The sequence below is a fragment of the Bradyrhizobium sp. 157 genome (genome assembly GCF_023073815.1).
GTDB lineage: Bacteria > Pseudomonadota > Alphaproteobacteria > Rhizobiales > Xanthobacteraceae > Bradyrhizobium.
The window spans coordinates 127,723-148,037 of record NZ_JADPKF010000111.1; the positions used below are offsets into that span (position 1 = coordinate 127,723).

A 20,315-nucleotide genomic window follows, 5' to 3' on the forward strand; every position below is an offset into this window, starting at 1 on the left:
GCGCCCCGATTGGCAAGAAAAACGGGCCTAGCTGCCGCCCCAGCGTGACAAAAATCCCCGCCAGCCGCCGGCCTGGGCCTTGGGCGGGGCGATTTGTTCCGCGAATTCGTCCGCTGGGCCGTCCTCGTCGATGCCAGGATCGTCGGGGGCTCGAATGAGGGGGATCACGGCGGGAATCGGGGTTGGAACCGTCTTTGGAATATCCTGGCGGGAGCGGAACAGCGGCGCCGGCTGGCTAGGTGCCGGCTCGGCCGGCTTCGGCGGAGCTGGCTCTGGCGGGGCTGGTTCGGGCGTCGGAGCGGTGACCGCTTCCGGGCGGGTGGCCTCGGCCGGAGCCGCTTCCATGCCAGCAGCCGCCGGCGGCACATTGTCCTGCGCGGCGGGCGGTTCGGGCGTGACCGGGGCGGCGGGCTCGGCGGGCTGCTCGTCCACGGCCTCAGGCGGCGCAATCACCACGGCGCGGCGCGGCGTTGCCAGCATGGCTTCCTCGAACGGGGATGATTCAATCGCGGCGCCCTTGTCAGACGGCAGCGCCGCGACCGGCGTCTGCCATTGGAAGGCATCGAGCCGCCCGGTGACGGGGGAGACCGGCCGCCAGCGGTCGCTGACATAGCCGTCCGCGGTCCAGGCCGGATCGTGCAGCGCGCGCACCGCGCGCAAGGTCCACGCGCGCGCGCGGCCGGTATCGCCATGCTCGGTGCGCTCGATCTCCGCCATCAACAGCGCAACGCGCTGTGTCGGCTGGGCGATGAACGGCGCCAGCGCCTCGCGCGCTTTGGCAAATTCGGACGCGTCGATCGCGGCGCGCGCAATCGCCAGCGCGCCCTCGATATGACCCGGCGTTTTCGCCGCCAGCGTCTCGACCCGCACCAGCCGTTGGCGTGCGGAATCCCCCAACTTCACATGGGCATAGGCATCGGCCAGATCCGGATGCGGCTGCGCCAGCCACGCCGTCTCGATGAGGCGCATCGAACGCCGCACCTGGTGCGCTTCGCTCTCGAACTTGCTTGCCAGCACCGCGGCAGGCACCAGCGTCGGCGCCAGCTTGACCGCTTCCATCACGCTCTCGCGCGCCAGGTCGCGATTGACCTTTTCGAGTTCGAGCGCGCGTGCAGTGAGTAGCACGCCGCGCTGCCGGCGATAGGTCGCCTTGTCGATCAGCCCGGCCGATTGATTGTTGTCGAGGATCTTCAGCGCGCCGGCCCAGGCGCCCTTGGCGCAGCAGAAGCCGAGCACGGCGTGCGACGCCCATGACGACGACGGCGACAGCTTTAGCGCTTCCTCGGCGAGCATGACAGCCGCGACGGGATCGTCGGCACGCTGCGCCTCGATGAACAGGCCGCGCAGACCCAACAGCCGCGTGTCTTCACGCTCGGCCATGGCGCGGAAGGCGCGCTGCGCACCCTCGCGGTCGCCGTCGAGCTGCGCCGATTGCGCATGCAGCAGCAGGGCCAGCGGATCATGCGCCGCGTGCTTTCGCGCGGCGTCCGCGTGGATGCGGGCCGCCGTGGAATCGCCATGGCCGATCGCGAGCAGGCCTTGCGTGATCGCATGACGGCCGCGGGCCTGACGACGTTCGCGCCGGTTGCGGCGGATCCGTTGCGGCGTGCGCCACAGGCCGCGCAGGATCGCCCACAGCATCATTGCCGCGACGACGACAATGCCGAGCCCCAGCACGAACACCGGCAGCGTGGTCTGCACGCGATAGCCGCCCCACGACAGCACGACATCGCCGGTCTGCTCGGCAATCCAGGCCGCACCCGCTGCACCGAGCGCGATCAACAGCAGAAACAGAATGATCCGGACCATCGAAATCCTTATTGCGTCGGTTTGGCGAGCACAGCCATGGCGTCGGCCGCAAATTGACGGGATGCGGCCAGCGCGGCGTCGCGCGCATTGGCCGACTCAAGCCATGATTGCGCCGCGGCGCGATCGGCCGGTTCCAGCGTCATCAATTCCCGGCGCGCCTCGTTGAAATCGTTGCGCAGCGCAGCCGCCGTGATCCGCGCCACCACGGCGCTGCGGTCCGTGCCGGCGGTATCGGTGCGTTCGATTTTCACCAGTTTGGCAGCGCCCGCCTGCAGACGGTCGACGATGCCGGTGCCGGTGGTGGCGGCGCTCTGCTGGGCCGGCAACAGCTTTGGCACCAGCGCCAACAGTTCCGTGCTCAGCTTGCCGGCGTTCGGCACGCCCTTGTCCGCAAATTGATCGAGCGGCTTCAGCGCTTCGGGATTTGGTGCCAGCGCTTTGGCTGCGGCGAGCGCCGTCGGATAGGGGTCGCCGATCCGGACCAGCACATCGAGCAGCGCTGCCGATACCACACGGCGCAGCGGCATATCATCCGCAGGTTTGGCGTCGGCCGTCGTGTCGGCAAGCTTGCTGCCTTGTTGCGCGATCTCGGCGCTCTGCGCCCGCATCTGGCTCTCGATCTTGGCGATGCGTTCGGCAAACGCGCTGAGATCAGGCGACACGGTGCCGTCGCCACGCGGCGCCGACTTCACCTCGTTGATGGCGGATGCCAGCTTCTCGCCTTGCGCGCGTACCGCCGCGACTTCACCGCGCAGCGCCGCGACCGATTTTTCAAGTGCCTCAGTGCGCGCGGCAGCGGCGGGATCGGCCACCGGTTTGCCCACCTTGGCTTCGAGGCCGGCGACGCGCGCGGTCAAACCGTCGATGGCGGCGGCGTTGAGCTGCGCGGTCTGCGATACCGAGGCCGGCTGAATCGCGGGCCAGCCCAGCATCCAGCCGACGCCGATCACCAGCGCCGCCGCGATTGCGCCGGAAACCGGCGCGATGACCCAGGGTGAGACAGGCCGGGACGGCGGCTCCGCAACCCGTGACTCCTCAACTGGAGAGTCCTCAACCGGCGCTTGGGCGACCTCGGGCGCAGGTTCCGCCACAGGGTCGGACGGCGCGTCGCCAGAATTCCTGGTCTCCGTCGATACTTCGGAAGCATCAAGATCGATAGTCGGCGGCTCACGCTTCGGCCGACCCGATTCGGGCAACGATCCAGTGTCTTCAGGCCTGTTATCGACCATCACAGCGGTTCCCTTAAGGTAGTTAGATGCCGGAACTTAGCAGAATCGAGACGTCTTAGAGCATGATCCGGCCGTGGCGGCATCGGTTTTCCGATTACACCATGCTCAGACTTAAAGATTAGGACGCGATCGAGCCTGCAACGCCCGGTCCAGCGCCTCGAACAGAGCGTTTTCGTCCGGAGAAGCCGCTACTGTGACCTGGGTCGCGCCGGCATCCCGCAACACCGCGGCGACGCCTGCTGAAATGCAGCACTGCGGCAGCGCCAATGCCGAGATTTCGACACCGCCGAAGCGCGCCGCCTCCAGAAACGCACGCGCGCTGCGCCGCGAGTAATGCAGCACGGCCTCGACCTCATGCGCCACGAAAGCGTCACAGACTTCCCGCGGCAGGCTGGGCACGGGCACCATCCGGTAGGTGGTATGCGTCACCACCGTAAAGCCCTTTTCGCCGAGTTCACCGGCAAGGTCGCGCGCGAGATCGGCGCCGGCAAGGTACAGTATCGGGCTCGCCTTCTTCAGTTGCTTCGATTTTGCGCTCGCCAGCACCAGATCGCGCAACGCGCCGGCGTCGCCCTTTGAGGCGATCACTTCGCCGAATCCCGCATCGCGGGCCGCCGCCGCGGTGTTTTCTCCGACCGCGAACAGCGGCAGTTTGAGAAGCCGGCGGTCGGCAAGATGGGGCGCGATGGCGCGCAGCGCGTTGGCGCTGGTGACGATGACAGCGCCATAGGTCGCGTCCGCATCGTCCTGGAACGGCACTGGATCGAACCGCAGCATCGGCGCGCGCAGCACGTCGAACCCCCGCGCGCGCAGGGCCTTCGCCGTCATCTCATCATCCGGACTTGGTCGCGTCACGAGAACGGCCATATTTCAATCTCCGCCAAACCGGTTTTGGGCACGCCCAGGCGATTGCACGTTGCGACCTCGTAGTGCTACCCGGTTACGGAAGCGTTGTTTTTGGCGATAACGCAAGGGTTCAAATTGGACAACGACAAGCCGATACTGGTGCTGGGTATCGAGACCACCTGCGATGAAACCGCAGCCGCCGTGGTCGAGCGCCAGCGCGATGGAAGCGGAAAGATTCTGTCCAATATCGTGCGCTCGCAAACCTCGGAACACGCTCGTTTCGGCGGCGTGGTGCCGGAGATAGCGGCGCGCGCCCATGTCGACCTGCTCGACGGGATCGTTAGCCAGGCCATGAAGGACGCCAATGTCGGCTTCGCGCAACTGTCAGCGGTCGCGGCCGCCGCAGGTCCCGGCCTGATCGGCGGCGTGATTGTCGGCCTCACCACCGCCAAGGCGATTGCGATGGTGCATGAGACCCCGCTGATTGCAGTCAATCATCTCGAAGCGCACGCGCTGACACCGCGGCTCACTTGCGCGCTCGCCTTTCCCTATTGCCTGTTTCTCGCCTCCGGTGGTCACACCCAGATCGTCGCCGTGGTCGGCGTCGGCAAATATGTGCGGCTCGGCACCACCGTCGACGACGCGATGGGGGAAGCCTTCGACAAGGTCGCAAAGATGTTGTCGCTGCCCTATCCGGGCGGGCCGGAGGTCGAGCGCGCGGCGGGAAGCGGCGACGCCAAACGTTTCGCCTTTCCGCGGCCGATGCTCGGCCGGCCGGATGCGAATTTCTCGCTGTCGGGATTGAAGACGGCGGTTCGCAATGAGGCCAACCGCTTGATGCCGCTGGAGCCGCAGGATGTCAGCGACCTCTGTGCCAGTTTTCAGGCCGCGGTGCTGGAATCGACCGCAGATCGGCTGAGCGTCGGCTTGAGACTATTTCACGAGCAATTCGGCCCGCCCCGCGCGCTGGTCGCCGCTGGCGGCGTCGCGGCCAACCACGCTATTCGCGGCGCGCTGCAGGATGTCGCCTCGAAGGCGCAGACCACGCTGATCATTCCGCCGCCCGCGCTCTGCACCGACAACGGCGCCATGATCGCCTGGGCCGGCGCGGAGCGGATGGCGCTGGGATTGACCGATACGATGGATGCGCCGCCGCGCGCGCGCTGGCTGCTCGACGCCAACGCAACCGCGCCGGCAGGCTTCGCCAACACCCGCGCAGGATTCTGACATGGCATCCTTTAGTTCCGTCGCGGTGATCGGCGCCGGCGCCTATGGCACCGCGCTCGCCTGCGCCGCGGTGCGCGCCGGCCGCAAAGTCGTGCTCTATGCGCGAAGCGCCGAAAGCGCCGCGCAGATGCAGACGACGCGAAAGAATCCAAAACTGCCCGGCGCGAGCCTCGACAGCACTATCGGCATCACGGCCGATATCGCTGCCGCGGCGCGCGCGGACATCGTCCTGCTTGCGACGCCTGCGCAAAGTTTGCGCGAAGCCGCTACAGCACTTGCGCCGCACCTCGAACCGAAGACACCCGTCGTCGCTTGTGCCAAGGGAATCGAGCGCGGCACCCATAGGTTCATGACCGAGGTCATCGCCGAGACCATACCGGATGCAATCCCGGCAATCCTGTCGGGACCGAACTTCGCCGATGATGTGGCGCTAGGCTTTCCAACTGCCGTGACGCTTGCCGCAAGAGATGAAAAGCTGGCGAGCGATCTGGTGCAGGCGCTGGGCTCGTCGACCTTCCGGCCCTACCACACCACCGATGTCCGCGGCGTCGAGATTGGCGGAGCCGCCAAGAACGTGCTGGCGATCGCAGCCGGCATCGTCGTCGGCCGGCAGCTCGGCGCCTCGGCGCTGGCCGCGCTGACCACGCGCGGCTTCAGCGAGCTCGCGCGCCTCGGCCGCGCCTGCGGCGCGCGCAGCGAAACGCTGGCGGGCCTGTCGGGGCTCGGCGATCTGATCCTGAGCTGCTCCAGTCCGCAGTCTCGCAATTTGGCATACGGTATCGCGCTTGGGCGCGGCGAGCCGCCGAACCGCGACAAGCTCGCCGAAGGCGAATTCACCGCGCCGGTCTTGATCGAACTGGCAGCTTCGCAGAACGTCGATATGCCGGTATCAAATGCGGTCGCGGCGATCCTCGGCGGCAAAGTCACGATCGACGCGGCGATCGAGGGTCTGCTGACGCGGCCGTTCAAGGCGGAGGAATGATTTCTCCTCGTCATGCCCGCGCTTGTCGCGGGCATCCACGTCTTGGATAATGGCCTCGGAAGGAAGACGTAGATGGCCGGGACAAGCCCGGCCATGACGAGAGATGGTGGGAGTCATGAATTACTGGCTGGTGAAATCCGAACCCTCAAGCTGGTCATGGGACCAGCAGGTCGCGAAGGGAGCCAAGGGCGAAGCCTGGACCGGCGTGCGCAATTTCACCGCGCGGCAGAATCTCGTAAACATGAAGAAAGGCGACAAGGCCTTCTTCTATCACTCCAATGAGGGCAAGGAGATCGTCGGCATCGCCGAGGTCATCAAGGAGGCCTATCCCGATCCGACCGACAAGACCGGCAAATTCGTCTGCGTCGACATCAAGGCCGACAAGCCGTTGAAGACGCCGGTGACGATGGCCGCAATCAAGGCCGACAAGAAGCTCGCGGACATGGCGCTGGTGAAATACTCGCGACTGTCGGTGCAGCCGGTCACGGCAGAAGAGTGGAAGCTGGTCTGCAAGATGGGCGGGCTGTAGCGCGCTCTTACTTCCCCTCTCCCCTCGTGGGAGAGGGTGGATCGAATGAGCGTCAGCTCATTCGAGACGGGGGGCTGTCTCCGCGGAAACAACCCCTCCTCCGGCGCTTCGCGCCACCTTCTCCCACAAGGAAGAACCGGGGCGGATGCACGAGATTGTCATTGCCGGGCTTGACCCGGCAATCCATCGTCTCAAAAGAATCCTTTCTGATGGATGCGCGGGTCAAGCCCGCGCATGACGAGGGTCGTCAAGCCACCGCCGCGGCCACCACCACCTTCGCCAGCAGCGCCTCGCGCTTGGCTTGCGTGCGATAGCCTTTCATCGTCGCGGCAAAGCGCTCCAGGATGCCGTCTTCGAACGCGGTGACGATGGTGTCGTGGACATAGCTCTTGCGGCAGATCGCCGGCGTGTTCGACAGTTCGTCGGCCGCCGCGCGCACGGCTTCGAGCACCTGCTTCTTGCGGCCACGGGCGCTCGCTGCCGGTGAAATCCGCGACAACGATTCCAGCACCACGGCCGATGCCATCAGCGTGCGGAAATCCTTCAGCGAAATCTTGATGCCGGCGATCTCGCGCAGGAACGCATTCACCGTGGTGGTCGAGACCGCGCGAACCGTGCCGGAATTGTCGCGGTACTGGAACATGCGCTTGCCCGGCACGGTGCGCAGGATGCCGATGGCGCGCACCAGCTTGGCCGCATCGCACTCCTTGCGGACGGCCTTGCCGCCCTTGGCCTTGAAGGTGAGGACGAGGGTGTCGTCTTCCAGCACGACGTTCGACTTCAATAGCGTGGTGGCACCGCGGGTGCCGTTGAGGCGGGCATAGGATTCATTGCCCGGACGGATCGCTGTGCGCGCGATCAACTCGATCACGGCCGAGAGCGCGAACTCGCGCGTCGGCTCGTCGCCGGAAAGATAGGCCGAAACTTTCCGACGGATCTTCGGCAAGGCCGCCACCAGCCGCGCCAGGCGATGCGCCTTGCGGTGCTCGCGGACCTTTTCCCAATCGGCATGGTAGCGGTATTGCAGCCGGCCCGCGGCATCGATGCCAACCGCCTGCAGGTGCGAGTTCGAGTCGGCCGAATAGCGCACTTCGCGATAGGCCGGTGGCACCGCCATCGAATGCAGGCGTCGGATCGTCCCGGCGTGGCGGATCTGCGTGCCGTTGGCGCGAACAAATGAGTAACCTTTCCCGCGCTTGATACGGCGGATGGTCAGGCTGTTTTGACCGCCGAGTTTGAGGCCAAGTTCCTGTGCCAGCGCTTCGACGGAGGCGATGATGTGCGGCTTTGCCGCGGATGACTTGGGCAGTTCCTTCGGCAGTTGCCCGAGCGCTTCGGCCAATGCAACGGCGGGATCGGCGGAAGCGGGCCGCGTAGCCTCGAAATTCTGCTGATCCATCATGTCCGTTGTCGCCTTACTCCGCCTGTTTCGCCGGTAATGCCGTTTGTTGTGGCTTGTTCCGGGAGGCCGCCGGCCCCGGGGTGGCCATTTAGGGGGTAACGAACCACTTTGCGAGTCCCGATTCCGTCATTGACGGTTATTAGATACCGTTCATGGGAGCCATTCCGCCGATAACGTTGATTTCGCCCTGAGCCGGACCAGGAAAAATGCCCCAAGCTTGATCTTCGACAGGGCCGGAAACTGGCTGGCCGACCAATGTCGCAGACGTTCCGCCTTGTCCGGGCATCATCCCGCGACGCATAATCGCTGCAACAATCAGGGACGACTTGTGGCCGCCGAGCATCCGGCCGCAATGAGTGGGAGGAAAAGATGTCCGAGAAGATTTACGACGTATCCGCCGATTGGGCTAAACGTGCCTACATCGATGACGCCAAGTACCGCGAAATGTATGCCCGCTCGGTCTCGGACCCCAACGGCTTCTGGGCCGAACAGGCCAAGCGCATCGACTGGATGAAGCCGCCCCACAAGATCGAAAACGTCTCCTTCGCCCCCGGCAACATCTCGATTAAATGGTTTGAGGACGGGATCCTGAACGCCGCCTGGAACTGCATCGACCGCCATCTCGACAAGCGCGGCCACCAGACCGCGATCATCTGGGAAGGTGACGACCCCTCGCAGTCCAAGCACATCACCTACCGCCAGCTGCATGACGAAGTCTGCAAGATGGCCAACATCCTGCGCACGCGGAACGTCAAGAAGGGCGATCGCGTCACCATCTACCTGCCGATGATCCCGGAAGCCGCCTACGCGATACTGGCCTGCGCGCGGATCGGCGCCATCCATTCCGTGGTGTTCGCCGGCTTCTCGCCCGACAGCCTCGCCCAGCGCATCACCGATTGCCAATCCAAGGTGATCATCACCGCCGACGAAGGATTGCGCGGCGGCAAGAAGGTGCCGCTGAAGGCCAATGTCGACGCCACGATCGAGAAAGCGGGTGGCGTCGATTGGGTCGTCGTCGTCAAGCACACCGGCGCTGCCGTCGACATGAATCCAACGCGCGATTTCTGGCACCACGAAGTGGCCAAGCTGGTGACGACGGAATGTCCGTGCGAGCACATGCACGCAGAAGACCCGCTGTTCATCCTCTATACGTCGGGCTCAACCGGTCAGCCGAAGGGCGTGCTGCATACCACGGGCGGCTATCTCGTGTTCGCGTCGATGACGCATCAATACGTGTTCGACTACCACGATGGCGACATCTACTGGTGCACCGCCGACGTCGGCTGGGTCACCGGCCACAGCTACATTCTCTATGGGCCGCTGGCGAACGGCGCCACCACGCTGATGTTCGAGGGCGTTCCGAACTATCCGGATAATTCCAGATTCTGGAATGTCATCGACAAGCACAACGTCAACATCTTCTACACCGCGCCGACCGCGATCCGCGCGCTGATGCAGGCCGGCGACGGTCCCGTGCAGAAGACCTCGCGCAAGAGCCTGCGCCTGCTCGGCTCAGTCGGCGAGCCGATCAATCCGGAAGCATGGGAATGGTATCACCGCGTGGTCGGCGACGGGCGCTGCCCGATCGTCGACACCTGGTGGCAGACGGAGACCGGCGGCATTTTGATCACGCCGCTGCCGGGTGCGACCAAGCTGAAGCCAGGCTCTGCAACGCGGCCATTCTTCGGCGTGGTGCCCGAAATCGTCGATGCCGACGGCAAGGTGCTCGAAGGCGAATGCACCGGCAATCTCTGCCTGGCCAAATCCTGGCCGGGGCAGATGCGCACGGTTTATGGCGACCACGCGCGTTTCGAGCAGACCTATTTCTCGACTTACAAAGGCAAGTATTTCACCGGCGACGGCTGCCGCCGGGATGCCGACGGCTATTACTGGATCACCGGCCGCGTCGACGACGTCATCAACGTATCCGGCCATCGCATGGGCACGGCCGAAGTCGAGAGCTCGCTGGTGGCGCATGCCAAAGTGTCGGAAGCGGCCGTGGTCGGCTATCCCCACGACATCAAGGGCCAGGGCATCTACGCCTATGTGACGTTGATGGCCGGTACCGAGCCGACCGAGGAGCTGCGGAAAGAGCTGGTCGCCTGGGTGCGCAAGGACATCGGCCCGATCGCGTCCCCCGACCAGATCCAGTTCGCGCCGGGCCTGCCGAAAACCCGCTCCGGCAAGATCATGCGCCGCATCCTGCGCAAGATCGCCGAGGATGAACCCTCCAGCCTCGGCGACACCTCGACGCTCGCCGACCCTGCCGTGGTCGACGACCTCGTCAAGAACCGGCAGAACAAGAAGTCGGCGCCGGCGTAAGGCTGGCGCACCTCACGTATCTAGCTTCGGCATTGGAGACGCCCAAGCTCCCACGTCGTCATGGCCGGGCTCGTCCCGGCCATCCACGTTTTTGGTGCGGAGAGCAAGACGTGGATGCCCGGGACAAGCCCGGGCATGACGAGTTTGTGGGCCTATCAGGGAAGACTGAAGCAGCAGGACCCGGCGGCAACCCGCCGTGCTCACGCGCTCGTCAGTGGCGGGCCCGCCTCCGCGGGCATTTCGCCGCCATGTGTTGTTTTCCGGTCATTTACTTTATTTCGAACATTTTCTTTGTTCCGCCCCTCGAAACCAGTCTCAAGGGCCGACGGTGAAACCGGTCGGTGAGTTCGCGCGACTAACAATCGTCGGCGAGACCGCGAGACGCCAAGGCCTCGAACGCCACGGCTTCGAACGCCAAGGTTTTCGAACGCCAAGGCTTGAAAGGATATTTGAGGGCCCCCGAGAGGGGCGGGCAAAGTGGAGCTGGGGAATGTCGAAGAGGATTGCGGTGGCGCTGGCTGCCACCATCGGTGCGAGCATTGTGATGTCCTCGGCGGCGCAGGCGCGGCCGGAACTGGTCGATGTCAGCGGCGATTACGCGCCGGGCACGATCGTGGTGAAGACCCATGAGCGACGTCTCTACCTCATTCTCGAGTCCGGTCGCGCCATGCGCTACCCGGTCGGGGTCGGCAAGGCCGGCAAGCAGTGGTCGGGCACCACAAAGATCGACGGCAAGTATCTCAACCCGGCATGGTCGCCGCCGAGTGAAGTCAAACGCGACAAGCCTGACATGCCCGACGTGATTCCCGGCGGCTCGCCGCGCAACCCGATGGGCGTCGCGGCGATGACGCTGGCCGGCGGGGAGTATGCCATTCACGGCACCAACGTGCCGGGCTCGGTCGGGGGCTTCGTATCCTACGGTTGTATCCGCATGCTGAACGACGACATCGCTGATCTCTACCAGCGCGTGCCAGTCGGAACCACCGTGACCGTGACGCGCTGATCGATTGAATGGTAAGAGCCGCGCGGTCGCGCGGCTTTTTCATTTCATTTGGATAACGGTTGGCTTGCGTTCGCACACCAGCCGTTGCGGTGACCGCCGCCATAAGGGCGCGCGTGACCTGCCGCCAGCATCGTGCTCGAAATATTTGCGGTGTGCCTCGTCGCTGCGTCGGCGACAACCCGGCCGGAATATTTGTCCGGCCCGACATTCGAAATGGTGACTCCGCCGTCGCCGAGCAATCTGCGCAACGCGCCCGTCGCAGCCTCTGCCATCTGCAGTTCCTGTGGACAGGATGCCTGCAACTCGGGCGCATCGATGCCGCGCAGGCGAATGCGCGTGGTGGGCTCGAGACCCGTTTCCAAATGAACGCGCGCCTCGAACGTATCGCCATCGATTGTGCGGATCACATCGACGGAATAGCGCTGGTTGGAATTTCCGGCGCGTTTCCACACCATCTCGGCATCGCGCGCCGCCTGGCTATCGGCTGAACTCGGCAACAACCGCCGCACCCAGTCCCGCACCGGCAGCGTCGTCGCCGACGCCACGCAAAGCACGAATACCCACGGCAGCGCTGCCGAAAACCAGCGGCGAAAAAGACCCCGGCGCGGGGTCCGGTATGCATTCGTTCTCTCGTACGGGGGCATATTCCCGACTAAGAGCTGAGTCGGGTCGTCCGGCAAAGGCCCAGTCCTATTCTTGGCCCTTAAAAATCAGAAGCTATCCCTTTGCGCTCCCAATCACCGTAGCGGGTCGGTTCCGGTCCCTTCGGACCCTGGAATTCCTTCTGCTGCGGCCTGGCGCTGGCTTCAGTTGCCTTGCGGCGCGCTTCGGCCTCGGCGAGCGCGCGCTCGGCCGCGGGCGTCAGCTTCTTGCGTTCCGCAACCGGCGCGGAGAATGAAGAATTGTCGGTCATCGCAACTCTCCCATAGCACGGGATGGGCGCACAGATGACATCACAATCGAGAAATTGTCTGTGGCGATTCTTACATTTGGCATATTCGCATGCCAAATGAGCGTTTCATTTCCTTGGCATGAGCCGAAACCTTTCCGCCTTCCGAGACATTGCTGCTTCATGCCCCCTTCAAGATTCGCAGTACCTTCAGAAGTGCCCGGCCTCGCGGCGCGGCGGATCGCGGCTGACATTCTCGACGGCGTGCTGCACAAGCATCGCACCCTCGACGATCAACTCGACGGCACGGGCGCTCATCCCGGACTGAAAACGCTCGCCGATCGCGACCGCGCGTTGATGCGGCGGCTGGTGGCGACGATCCTGCGGCGGCTCGGCACGCTCGGCCATGTGCTGTCGCGCCTGCTCGATCGCGGCATTCCGACCGATGCGCCGCGGGCACAGAGCGCGCTGCTGATCGGCGCGGCGCAGATTCTCTGGATGGACGTGCCCGATCATGCCGCCGTCGATCTCTCGGTACGGCTGGTGCAATCGGACCGCCGCGCCGCAAAGTATGCCGGCCTCGTCAACGCCGTGCTGCGCCGTTGCGCCCGTGAGGGACAACCGCTGATCGAGGAAATCAAGTCGCAGACGCTTGATGTTCCGCCATGGCTGCTCGCGCGCTGGATCGGCGCCTATGGCGAGACCACCGCGCGGGAGATGGCGCGCGCCATCGGCCACGAGCCGTCGCTTGACATCACTGTGAAGGCGGACGCAGCGCAATGGGCGAGCCGCCTGCATGGCGAAGCCTTGCCGACCGGAACCGTGCGCACGCTGCTGCAGGGTTCGGTGACCATGCTGCCCGGTTTCTCCGAGGGACAGTGGTGGGTACAGGACGCCGCCGCCGCGCTGCCGGCGCGGTTGTTCGGCGATGTCGCCGGCAAGAGCATCGTCGACCTCTGCGCCGCGCCCGGCGGCAAGACCGCGCAGCTCGCGCACGCCGGCGCGCGCGTCACCGCGGTCGATCGCTCGCCGGCGCGCATGGCACGGCTGCGCGACAACCTGGCCCGGCTTTCGCTGCAGGCCGCTGACGTGGTGATCGATGCGATCGAATGGCAAGGCAATGGCGGTTACGACGGCGTGCTGGTGGATGCACCATGCACCTCCACCGGCACCATCCGCCGTCATCCCGACGTGGCTTGGCTGCGTCAGGAAGCCGACATTGCGGCGCTATCCGCGCTACAGAAACGGTTGCTGCAAAAGGCGGTCGCCCTGCTCAAGCCGGGCGGGACGCTGGTCTATTGCACCTGTTCGTTGGAGCCCGAGGAAGGTGAGCAGGCGGTCGCGTCCCTGCTCGCTACCGAATCGGGCGTGCGTCGCGCCCCGATCGAGGTGGACGAGGTTGCGGGCCTCAGCGAAATCGTGACCGCAAGCGGCGATTTGCGGACCCTGCCCTGTCATTTGCCCCATGCCGACCCCCGACTCGGCGGGCTGGATGGATTTTACGCGGCGCGACTGGTAAAAACCTGATTTTAGACCGGAATCTTCCCGCCTTCGAGTGATTCGTCCCTTTTCAAGATGGTGCCTTACCGGCGTTTCCGGATTAAAAGGATTCGTCAGAATACCCCTCCCTCCTTAAAGCCAAGGCACGGCGTGTCGGTCGCTCAACGCAGACGCATCTCGACGCTTATCATGAGCCGCTCGGCGCGGACCGTGATCGCGCGCGCGACCGGCGCAACGGTGGCGGTATCGCGGCTGTGGCCCGGCCGCGCCGACCGGCTGATCATCGCTCCGCACGACCTGCGCACCGCCGACGCCACCCGCGCCGCGGAAATCTATGCCGGCCGCTTCGTGTTCGCCGGCAAAATCGTCACCTGCCATGGCCGCTCGATCTTCGATCTCGAGCCGCCGTCGGAAGATTGGGAAGTCGCGCTGCTCGGCTTCGGCTGGCTGCGGCACCTGCGCGCCGCCGACACCGCGTTGACCCGCGCCAATGCCCGCTCGCTTGTCGATGACTGGATCTCAAATCCGGCGCGCAAGCGGCCGCTCGAACGCCGCCCCGACGTGCTGGCCCGCCGCGTGATCTCGCTGTTGTCGCAGGCGCCGCTGGTGCTCGGCGACACCGACGGAAAATTCTATCGTAAATATCTGCGCGGGCTGACCCGCGAAATTCGATATCTTCGCTACACGATGCTCGACATCGCCGACGGTGTGCCGCGGCTGCAGGTCCTGATCGCGTTGTGCTACGCCTCGCTGTGCCTGGCCAATCAGGCGCGACACATCCGCTCCGCCACGCGACGGCTTTCCGACGAGTTGCAGCGCCAGATCCAGCCCGACGGCGGGCATATTTCGCGCAATCCCGGCGCGCTGGTCGAGCTGCTCAGCGACCTCCTGCCGCTGCGCCAGACCTTTGCCGCCCGCAACATCGCGCCCCCGCCCGCGCTGTTGAATGCGATCGACCGCATGATGCCGATGCTACGCTTCTTCCGTCATGGCGACGGCAGCTTTGCGCTGTTCAATGGCATGAGCAGCGCGCCCTCGGACCTGGTGGCGACACTGCTCGCCTATGACGACACGCACGGCGTGCCGATGGCGAACATGCCGCATACCGGCTTCCAGCGGCTCGACGCCGGCACGACGACCGTCATCATCGATACCGGGCCACCGCCTCCGCCGAATGTCAGCCAGGAAGCTCACGCCGGATGTCTCTCGTTCGAACTGTCTTCGGGGCCGAGCCGGATCGTGGTCAATTGCGGGATGCCCTCGACCGGCCGGGATAATTGGCGCACGTTTGCGCGCAGCACCGCAGCGCATTCGACCCTGACCTATCACGACGCGTCCTCGTGCCAGTTCGTCGAATTGTCGGCGATGAAGCGCCTGCTGCAGGGCGCGCCGGTGGTCAGCGGTCCGGCCAACGTGGAAAGCTACCGCGAGGCGGTGGCCGACGGCGATCTCCTGACCACCTCGCATGACGGCTATCTTGCCCGCTTCGGCGTCGTGCATCGCCGGGTGCTGATGATCTCCCATGACGGCGCAAGGCTCGACGGCGAGGACACCGTGTCGCCGGCTCCGGGGACGCGCATCAAGGGCGCCGAGACCGATTTTGCGCTGCGGTTTCATCTTCATCCCGCGGTGAAGGCCAGCCGCCTCAGCGATGCGCGCGGCGTCATGCTGGTTTTGCCCAACCGCGACGTCTGGACCTTCGAGGTGCTCGACGACAAGGTCGATCTCGAGGACAGCGTGTTTCTGGCCGGCAATGACGGCCCGCGCCGCACCGCCCAGATCGTGATCCGCCAGGATTCCCGCCACGCCTCCTCGGTCCGCTGGAGCTTTGTCCGCTCAAGCACGTCGGCAGGCACGACCGCCGCCCGGCGCCATGCGCAGCGCGAGCCGGAATTGCCGTTGTAGGACGTGTTTGCCCAGGGGTTCACGGCTGACCCTTGCTTGACGCGTGTAAGCTATTTGCTTACAATACCGGCGTGATAAAAACCTTCAAGAGCAAGGCCCTTTCGGAATTGTGGGCGAAGGGCAGGAGTTCAAAAATTGATGTGAAAATGCAGAAGCGCATTTTCGCGAAGCTGGACCGTCTCGACGTTGCCGTCCGCGCCGAGGAAATGAATATCCCCGGCTTCGACTTTCACGCATTGCACGGCTTTAACCCGAAGCGCTATTCGGTCCACGTCAACGGGCCGTGGTGCATCACGTTCGAATTTGAAGACGGCGACGCCTTACGGGTCGATTTCGAACAGTATCACTAAAGGAGCAAACATGGTCTATGCAGCCAAGCGCAGCAAGAACCGCTGCCCCACCCACCCCGGTGCGCTACTTCGCGACGACGTTATTCCGGCTACCGGCCGAACCAAGGCCGAGATCGCCGGTCTACTCGGAATTTCGCGCCAGCACCTTTACGACATCCTGGGGGAACGAAAGCCGGTATCTCCCGCAATCGCAGTGCGCCTTGGCAAGCTTTTCGGCGATGGTGCGGGAGTCTGGACCAGGATGCAGGGCGCTTACGATACTTGGCATGCGGAACGCACCGAAGATGTCAGCCGCATTCCAACCATCAAGGCTAAAGCCGCCTGAGACCTGACCTTCGGGAAATGCCGGCTTTCCTCCAACTTTCGTAGGAAAGGCGTGCCGATCCCAGTTTCTTGACCTTCCAAACCGTGCTACCGGGCTGGCCTTAACAGCCAGGAATCCAGCCATGACCGACCATCCGCGCCGCCTGACCCGCGCCCTGTTGTCCGTTTCCGATAAGACCGGGCTCATCGAATTTGCCCAAGCGCTGGCGGGACATGGCGTCGAACTGGTCTCGACCGGCGGCACGGCGAAGGCGATCGCCGCGGCAGGGCTGAAGGTCAGGGACGTCTCCGAACTCACGGGCTTTCCGGAAATGATGGACGGCCGGGTCAAGACGCTGCATCCAAAGGTGCATGGCGGCCTACTCGCGATCCGCGACAACAAGGAGCACGCCGACGCCATGAAGGCACACGGCATCGCGCCGATCGATCTGCTCGTCGTCAACCTCTACCCGTTCGAGGCGACCGTCGACAAAGGCGCTGCTTACGAAGACTGCATCGAGAATATCGATATCGGCGGGCCCGCGATGATCCGGGCGGCCGCCAAAAACCACGACGACGTCGCCGTCGTCGTCGAGGCGCAGGACTATCAGGCCGTGCTCGACGAGCTCGCCGCCAACAAGGGCGCAACGACACTCGCGTTGCGTCGCCGCCTCGCCGCAAAAGCCTATGCGCGTACCGCGTCCTATGATGCCGCGATCTCGAACTGGTTTGCTACGCAGCTCAAGGACAACGCGCCGGATTTCCGCGCCTTCGGCGGCCGGCTGATTCAGTCGCTGCGCTATGGCGAGAACCCGCATCAATCGGCCGCGTTCTATCGCACGCCCGACAAGCGGCCCGGCGTCGCCACGGTGCGGCAGTTGCAAGGCAGAGAGCTGTCCTACAACAACATCAACGATACCGATGCCGCCTATGAATGCATCGCCGAGTTCGACCCGGCACGTACCGCCGCCTGCGTCATCGTCAAGCACGCCAACCCCTGCGGCGTCGCCGAAGGTCCCGACCTGGTCAGCGCCTATCGCAAGGCGTTCGCCTGCGACACGCAGTCGCCCTATGGCGGCATCATCGCCGTCAATCGAACGCTCGACGCGGAAGCCGCGCGCGTCATCACGGAAATCCTGACCGAAGTGATCATCGCGCCGGACGCGACCGAAGAGGCCATCGCGATCGTCGCGAAACGGAAGAACCTCCGGCTTCTCCTCGCCGGCAGCCTGCCCGACCCGCGCGCGCCGGGCCTCACGGCAAAGACCGTCGCAGGCGGCCTTCTGGTGCAGAGCCGCGACAATGCTGTCGTCGACGACATCACGCTCAAGACCGTGACCAGACGCGCGCCGACCGACGCCGAGTTGCGCGATCTCAAATTCGCGTTCCGCGTCGCAAAGCACGTCAAGTCGAACACCATTATCTACGCCAAGGATCTCGCCACCGTCGGCATCGGTGCCGGCCAGATGAGCCGGGTAGATTCCGCGCGCATCGCCGCCCGCAAAGCACAGGATGCTGCGGCTGACGCGAAGCTCGCCGAGCCTCTCACCAAAGGCTCGGTCGTCGCTTCCGACGCGTTCTTCCCGTTCGCGGATGGCATGCTGGCCTGCATCGAAGCCGGCGCCACCGCGGTGATCCAGCCCGGCGGCTCGATCCGCGACGACGAAGTCATCAAGGCCGCCGACGACCACGGCATCGCCATGGTGTTCACGGGCGTCAGGCATTTCCGGCACTGAGCGACGAACACGATTGCCGTCATTCCGGGGGTGCGCCTCTTGGCGCGAGCCCGGAATCCATCTTGGCCGCACGTGCTGTGCCAGCCAAGCCGTCATTGCGATAAATCCACTTATCGGGCAAATCACTTCTGATTTTCCGAAACCGTGTCAAGCTCCGGAATCAAAAATATTTCGCTTCACGCGAGGGGCAAATCAGCCGCATAACTCCGCCCGTCTCACGGCAGATGAGGGGCGCTCGCGATCGTCACGAACGTGCGGTGAGATGCGGTGGACGCGGAATGCGCGCTAGACGTACGCGCAGGAAGCGTACGGTGAAGTCGTGTGGTTCTGGCGCCGCGGTGCTGGCGTTAAGTCCTTTGGAAGCGAAGCGTCTCAGGGGCGACGGTGGCAAGAAAGCCGTTCACCGGGGAGAGCACGAAGTAAGCCGTAAAGCCACTGCGCAGGGAAGGCCGGGATGCTCCCGCTGTACCTGTATGCTCGTGTGCGTTTCCTTTTGCGCACTTTGCACACGAGACCGCGGGTGCGGCGCGCACCCGGTCTTCCCTGCGCCCTCTGAACAAGAGGGCGGGAAGTTGAGAGCAAACCTCGGGCACAGTGTGTCGCGAGATCGCCGCCTCATACTCAGTCGTTATCGCCCGGCTTGACCGGGCGACCCAGTATTCCAGAGACGTCAATGATTGAATCGAGAAGCCGCGGCGTACTGGATCCCCGCCTGCGCGGGGATGACTGTAATAGATGTGCCGCTACTTCCCCGTCTTTGCGGGCGAAGCGAAGCAATCCATCTATCCCCGAGTCGAACTATGGATTGCTTCGCTTCGCTCGCAATGACGTGGATAGGCCGCGGCGCACCAGACCTTCGCAAGGTATGACGAGCCGATCCAATCGTTCACCCTCACTCCCTCACGCGCGTCAGCAGCGCGAGGCCCGCCACGAAAAACACCACCAGCAGCGCCATGCCGGCCTTTTGGCTTGCGGTGACGGCCGTGACCGCGCCGATCAGAAGCGGGCCGATGAACGAGGTCACCTTCCCGGTCAGCGCGAACAAACCAAAATAATGCGCGATGCGATCCTTCGGCGCGAGGCGGATCAGAAGCGTGCGCGACGCCGCCTGCAGCGGGCCGCCGGCCGCGCCGATCAGGCATCCGAGTACGAGATAGGCGCGCTCGGCGGCGCCGGAAAACAGTGCGCCGCCCGGAGCTGGTGGGGCGACCTGCACGAACAGGATCGAATCCTTGTCGACCAGCAAGATCGCGGCGAGCGCAAGCAGCAGGATCGAGAGGCTGCCGGCGATCACGCGCTTGGGTCCGAGCCTGTCGTCGAGCTTGCCGCCAAGCCAGGCGCCGAAGGTACCCGCAATCGCCAGCAGAATTCCGAACGTCCCGATCTGGATCGTATGCCAGCCGAAGGTGCCGGCGGCATAAATGCCGCCGAACGCGAACAGCGAGACCAATCCATCGGTATAGATCATGTTGGCGAGCAGAAACGTCGCTATCGACTTCTGCTTCGGCAATTCGCCGAGTGTCCGCTTGAGTCCGCTCAATCCTTCGCGCAACGCCTCGCGGATTGGACGCCTGGCCGGATAATCCGGTGTGAACAGGAACATCGGCGTCACGAAAATGACGAACCAGATGGCGGTCAAAGGACCGGTGATGCGATCGCCCTGATGCGTGACCGGATCGAGACCGAACAACGGCGCCAGGCCGAACAGTGTACGCCCGGTCTCGGGACTGGCCGCCAGAAAGCCGAGCACCAGGATGAGGCTGAGGATGCCGCCGATATAGCCGGTTGCCCACCCGGTGCCGGACAACCGCCCGATTCTGTCCGGCGGCACCAGCGTCGGCATCATCGCGTTGTTGAAGACGGTGGCGAATTCGACACCGATGCTCGCAATCGCATAGGCCAACAACAGCGGCGGGATGACGCTGGGGTCGCCCGGCTTTCCGAACCACATCAGGCAAGAGCCGATCACCAAAAGCGACCCGAAGCCGGCGATCCACGGCTTGCGGCGGCCGCTGGCGTCGGCGATGGCACCCAGCACCGGCGACAGCAGCGCGATCATCAGTCCGGCGGCGGCGGTGGCGAATCCCCAGAGCGCCTGCCCGCTCGCAGGATCCGGCGCCACGAAGCCCGCGAAATAGGGCGCGAAGACAAACGTGGTGATCAGCGTGAAATAAGGCTGCGCGGCCCAATCGAAGAAGATCCAGCTCGCGACCGCGGCGCGGCGCGGATACGCCTGCGGAATCTCGGCGCCAACTGCCTCGGAAGCGATCACCGCCATGCCGG

Annotated in this window: 17 protein-coding genes; 10 read left to right on the top strand and 7 right to left on the bottom strand. The window is 64.6% G+C overall.

Translation table 11 applies throughout. The features are described from left to right. Positions 1–27: 27 nt before the first annotated feature. From IVA95_RS34780 to IVA95_RS34790, 3 genes are all read right to left on the bottom strand, one after another. Positions 28–1,809, bottom strand: a complete 1,782-nt coding sequence (locus IVA95_RS34780) for a heme biosynthesis HemY N-terminal domain-containing protein (RefSeq protein WP_247514614.1) — start codon at positions 1,807–1,809, stop codon at positions 28–30. An 8-nt stretch (positions 1,810–1,817) separates the two neighbouring features. Next, entirely contained in the window at positions 1,818–3,038 is a 1,221-nt protein-coding gene (locus tag IVA95_RS34785) for a hypothetical protein (protein ID WP_247514615.1), read from the bottom strand. A 111-nt stretch (positions 3,039–3,149) separates the two neighbouring features. Continuing rightward, positions 3,150–3,905 (bottom strand): uroporphyrinogen-III synthase, encoded by a 756-nt coding sequence (locus IVA95_RS34790; protein WP_247514616.1) that lies wholly within the window; start codon positions 3,903–3,905, stop codon positions 3,150–3,152. Between the two features lie 132 nt (positions 3,906–4,037). On the opposite strand from IVA95_RS34790, the gene tsaD reads away from it, so the two are divergent. The 3 genes from tsaD (at position 4,038) to IVA95_RS34805 (ending at position 6,622) form a co-directional block, all read left to right on the top strand. Further along, positions 4,038–5,111: a tRNA (adenosine(37)-N6)-threonylcarbamoyltransferase complex transferase subunit TsaD gene (tsaD, locus tag IVA95_RS34795; protein ID WP_247514662.1), complete on the top strand. Its 1,074-nt coding sequence runs from the start codon at positions 4,038–4,040 to the stop codon at positions 5,109–5,111. A gap of 1 nt (position 5,112) precedes the next feature. Further along, the gene (locus tag IVA95_RS34800; RefSeq protein WP_247514617.1) at positions 5,113–6,093 is read left to right on the top strand and encodes an NAD(P)H-dependent glycerol-3-phosphate dehydrogenase; all 981 of its coding nucleotides are present in this window, start codon (positions 5,113–5,115) and stop codon (positions 6,091–6,093) included. A 115-nt stretch (positions 6,094–6,208) separates the two neighbouring features. After that, the gene (locus IVA95_RS34805) at positions 6,209–6,622 is read left to right on the top strand and encodes an EVE domain-containing protein (protein WP_247514618.1); all 414 of its coding nucleotides are present in this window, start codon (positions 6,209–6,211) and stop codon (positions 6,620–6,622) included. Positions 6,623–6,869: 247 nt separating this feature from the next. On the opposite strand, the gene IVA95_RS34810 is transcribed toward IVA95_RS34805, so the two are convergent. Continuing rightward, a complete protein-coding gene (locus IVA95_RS34810) occupies positions 6,870–8,024 on the bottom strand; it encodes a DNA topoisomerase IB (protein ID WP_247514619.1) in 1,155 nt (384 codons plus the stop codon). Positions 8,025–8,393: 369 nt separating this feature from the next. Here IVA95_RS34810 and acs point away from each other — a divergent pair, with 369 nt between their 5' ends. Both acs and IVA95_RS34820 read left to right on the top strand, forming a co-directional pair. After that, positions 8,394–10,346: an acetate--CoA ligase gene (gene acs, locus IVA95_RS34815; RefSeq protein ID WP_247514620.1), complete on the top strand. Its 1,953-nt coding sequence runs from the start codon at positions 8,394–8,396 to the stop codon at positions 10,344–10,346. Positions 10,347–10,836: 490 nt separating this feature from the next. Continuing rightward, on the top strand, positions 10,837–11,349 hold the full coding sequence (locus IVA95_RS34820) for a L,D-transpeptidase (RefSeq protein ID WP_247514621.1): 513 nt from the start codon (positions 10,837–10,839) through the stop codon (positions 11,347–11,349). A gap of 44 nt (positions 11,350–11,393) precedes the next feature. Here IVA95_RS34820 and IVA95_RS34825 read toward each other — a convergent pair whose 3' ends face one another. Then, positions 11,394–11,894 (bottom strand): thermonuclease family protein, encoded by a 501-nt coding sequence (locus tag IVA95_RS34825; RefSeq protein WP_346658092.1) that lies wholly within the window; start codon positions 11,892–11,894, stop codon positions 11,394–11,396. A 158-nt stretch (positions 11,895–12,052) separates the two neighbouring features. Further along, positions 12,053–12,262, bottom strand: a complete 210-nt coding sequence (locus IVA95_RS34830) for a succinate dehydrogenase assembly factor 4 (RefSeq protein ID WP_247514623.1) — start codon at positions 12,260–12,262, stop codon at positions 12,053–12,055. Between the two features lie 159 nt (positions 12,263–12,421). Here IVA95_RS34830 and IVA95_RS34835 point away from each other — a divergent pair, with 159 nt between their 5' ends. From IVA95_RS34835 to purH, 5 genes are all read left to right on the top strand, one after another. Next, complete coding sequence (locus IVA95_RS34835) at positions 12,422–13,765, top strand: RsmB/NOP family class I SAM-dependent RNA methyltransferase (RefSeq protein WP_247514624.1); 1,344 nt, start codon at positions 12,422–12,424, stop codon at positions 13,763–13,765. 162 nt (positions 13,766–13,927) lie between these two features. Continuing rightward, entirely contained in the window at positions 13,928–15,643 is a 1,716-nt protein-coding gene (locus IVA95_RS34840) for a heparinase II/III family protein (RefSeq protein ID WP_247514625.1), read from the top strand. 71 nt (positions 15,644–15,714) lie between these two features. Then, positions 15,715–15,993, top strand: a complete 279-nt coding sequence (locus IVA95_RS34845; RefSeq protein WP_247514626.1) for a type II toxin-antitoxin system RelE/ParE family toxin — start codon at positions 15,715–15,717, stop codon at positions 15,991–15,993. Between the two features lie 10 nt (positions 15,994–16,003). Further along, complete coding sequence (locus IVA95_RS34850) at positions 16,004–16,318, top strand: HigA family addiction module antitoxin (protein WP_247514627.1); 315 nt, start codon at positions 16,004–16,006, stop codon at positions 16,316–16,318. A 121-nt stretch (positions 16,319–16,439) separates the two neighbouring features. After that, complete coding sequence (gene purH / locus IVA95_RS34855) at positions 16,440–18,032, top strand: bifunctional phosphoribosylaminoimidazolecarboxamide formyltransferase/IMP cyclohydrolase (protein ID WP_247514628.1); 1,593 nt, start codon at positions 16,440–16,442, stop codon at positions 18,030–18,032. An 892-nt stretch (positions 18,033–18,924) separates the two neighbouring features. On the opposite strand, the gene IVA95_RS34860 is transcribed toward purH, so the two are convergent. Continuing rightward, complete coding sequence (locus IVA95_RS34860) at positions 18,925–20,310, bottom strand: MFS transporter (protein WP_247514629.1); 1,386 nt, start codon at positions 20,308–20,310, stop codon at positions 18,925–18,927. Positions 20,311–20,315: the final 5 nt, after the last annotated feature.

What these genes read in the sequence shown, in the direction of transcription:
- IVA95_RS34780 (WP_247514614.1), bottom strand. Translation starts at nt 1,809, where the DNA reads ATGGTCCGGATCATTCTGTTTCTGCTGTTGATCGCGCTCGGTGCAGCG.
- IVA95_RS34785 (WP_247514615.1), bottom strand. Translation starts at nt 3,038, where the DNA reads ATGGTCGATAACAGGCCTGAAGACACTGGATCGTTGCCCGAATCGGGT.
- IVA95_RS34790 (WP_247514616.1), bottom strand. Translation starts at nt 3,905, where the DNA reads ATGGCCGTTCTCGTGACGCGACCAAGTCCGGATGATGAGATGACGGCG.
- IVA95_RS34800 (WP_247514617.1), top strand. Translation starts at nt 5,113, where the DNA reads ATGGCATCCTTTAGTTCCGTCGCGGTGATCGGCGCCGGCGCCTATGGC.
- IVA95_RS34805 (WP_247514618.1), top strand. Translation starts at nt 6,209, where the DNA reads ATGAATTACTGGCTGGTGAAATCCGAACCCTCAAGCTGGTCATGGGAC.
- IVA95_RS34810 (WP_247514619.1), bottom strand. Translation starts at nt 8,024, where the DNA reads ATGATGGATCAGCAGAATTTCGAGGCTACGCGGCCCGCTTCCGCCGAT.
- acs (WP_247514620.1), top strand. Translation starts at nt 8,394, where the DNA reads ATGTCCGAGAAGATTTACGACGTATCCGCCGATTGGGCTAAACGTGCC.
- IVA95_RS34820 (WP_247514621.1), top strand. Translation starts at nt 10,837, where the DNA reads ATGTCGAAGAGGATTGCGGTGGCGCTGGCTGCCACCATCGGTGCGAGC.
- IVA95_RS34830 (WP_247514623.1), bottom strand. Translation starts at nt 12,262, where the DNA reads ATGACCGACAATTCTTCATTCTCCGCGCCGGTTGCGGAACGCAAGAAG.
- IVA95_RS34835 (WP_247514624.1), top strand. Translation starts at nt 12,422, where the DNA reads ATGCCCCCTTCAAGATTCGCAGTACCTTCAGAAGTGCCCGGCCTCGCG.
- IVA95_RS34840 (WP_247514625.1), top strand. Translation starts at nt 13,928, where the DNA reads ATGAGCCGCTCGGCGCGGACCGTGATCGCGCGCGCGACCGGCGCAACG.
- IVA95_RS34850 (WP_247514627.1), top strand. Translation starts at nt 16,004, where the DNA reads ATGGTCTATGCAGCCAAGCGCAGCAAGAACCGCTGCCCCACCCACCCC.
- purH (WP_247514628.1), top strand. Translation starts at nt 16,440, where the DNA reads ATGACCGACCATCCGCGCCGCCTGACCCGCGCCCTGTTGTCCGTTTCC.
- IVA95_RS34860 (WP_247514629.1), bottom strand. Translation starts at nt 20,310, where the DNA reads ATGGCGGTGATCGCTTCCGAGGCAGTTGGCGCCGAGATTCCGCAGGCG.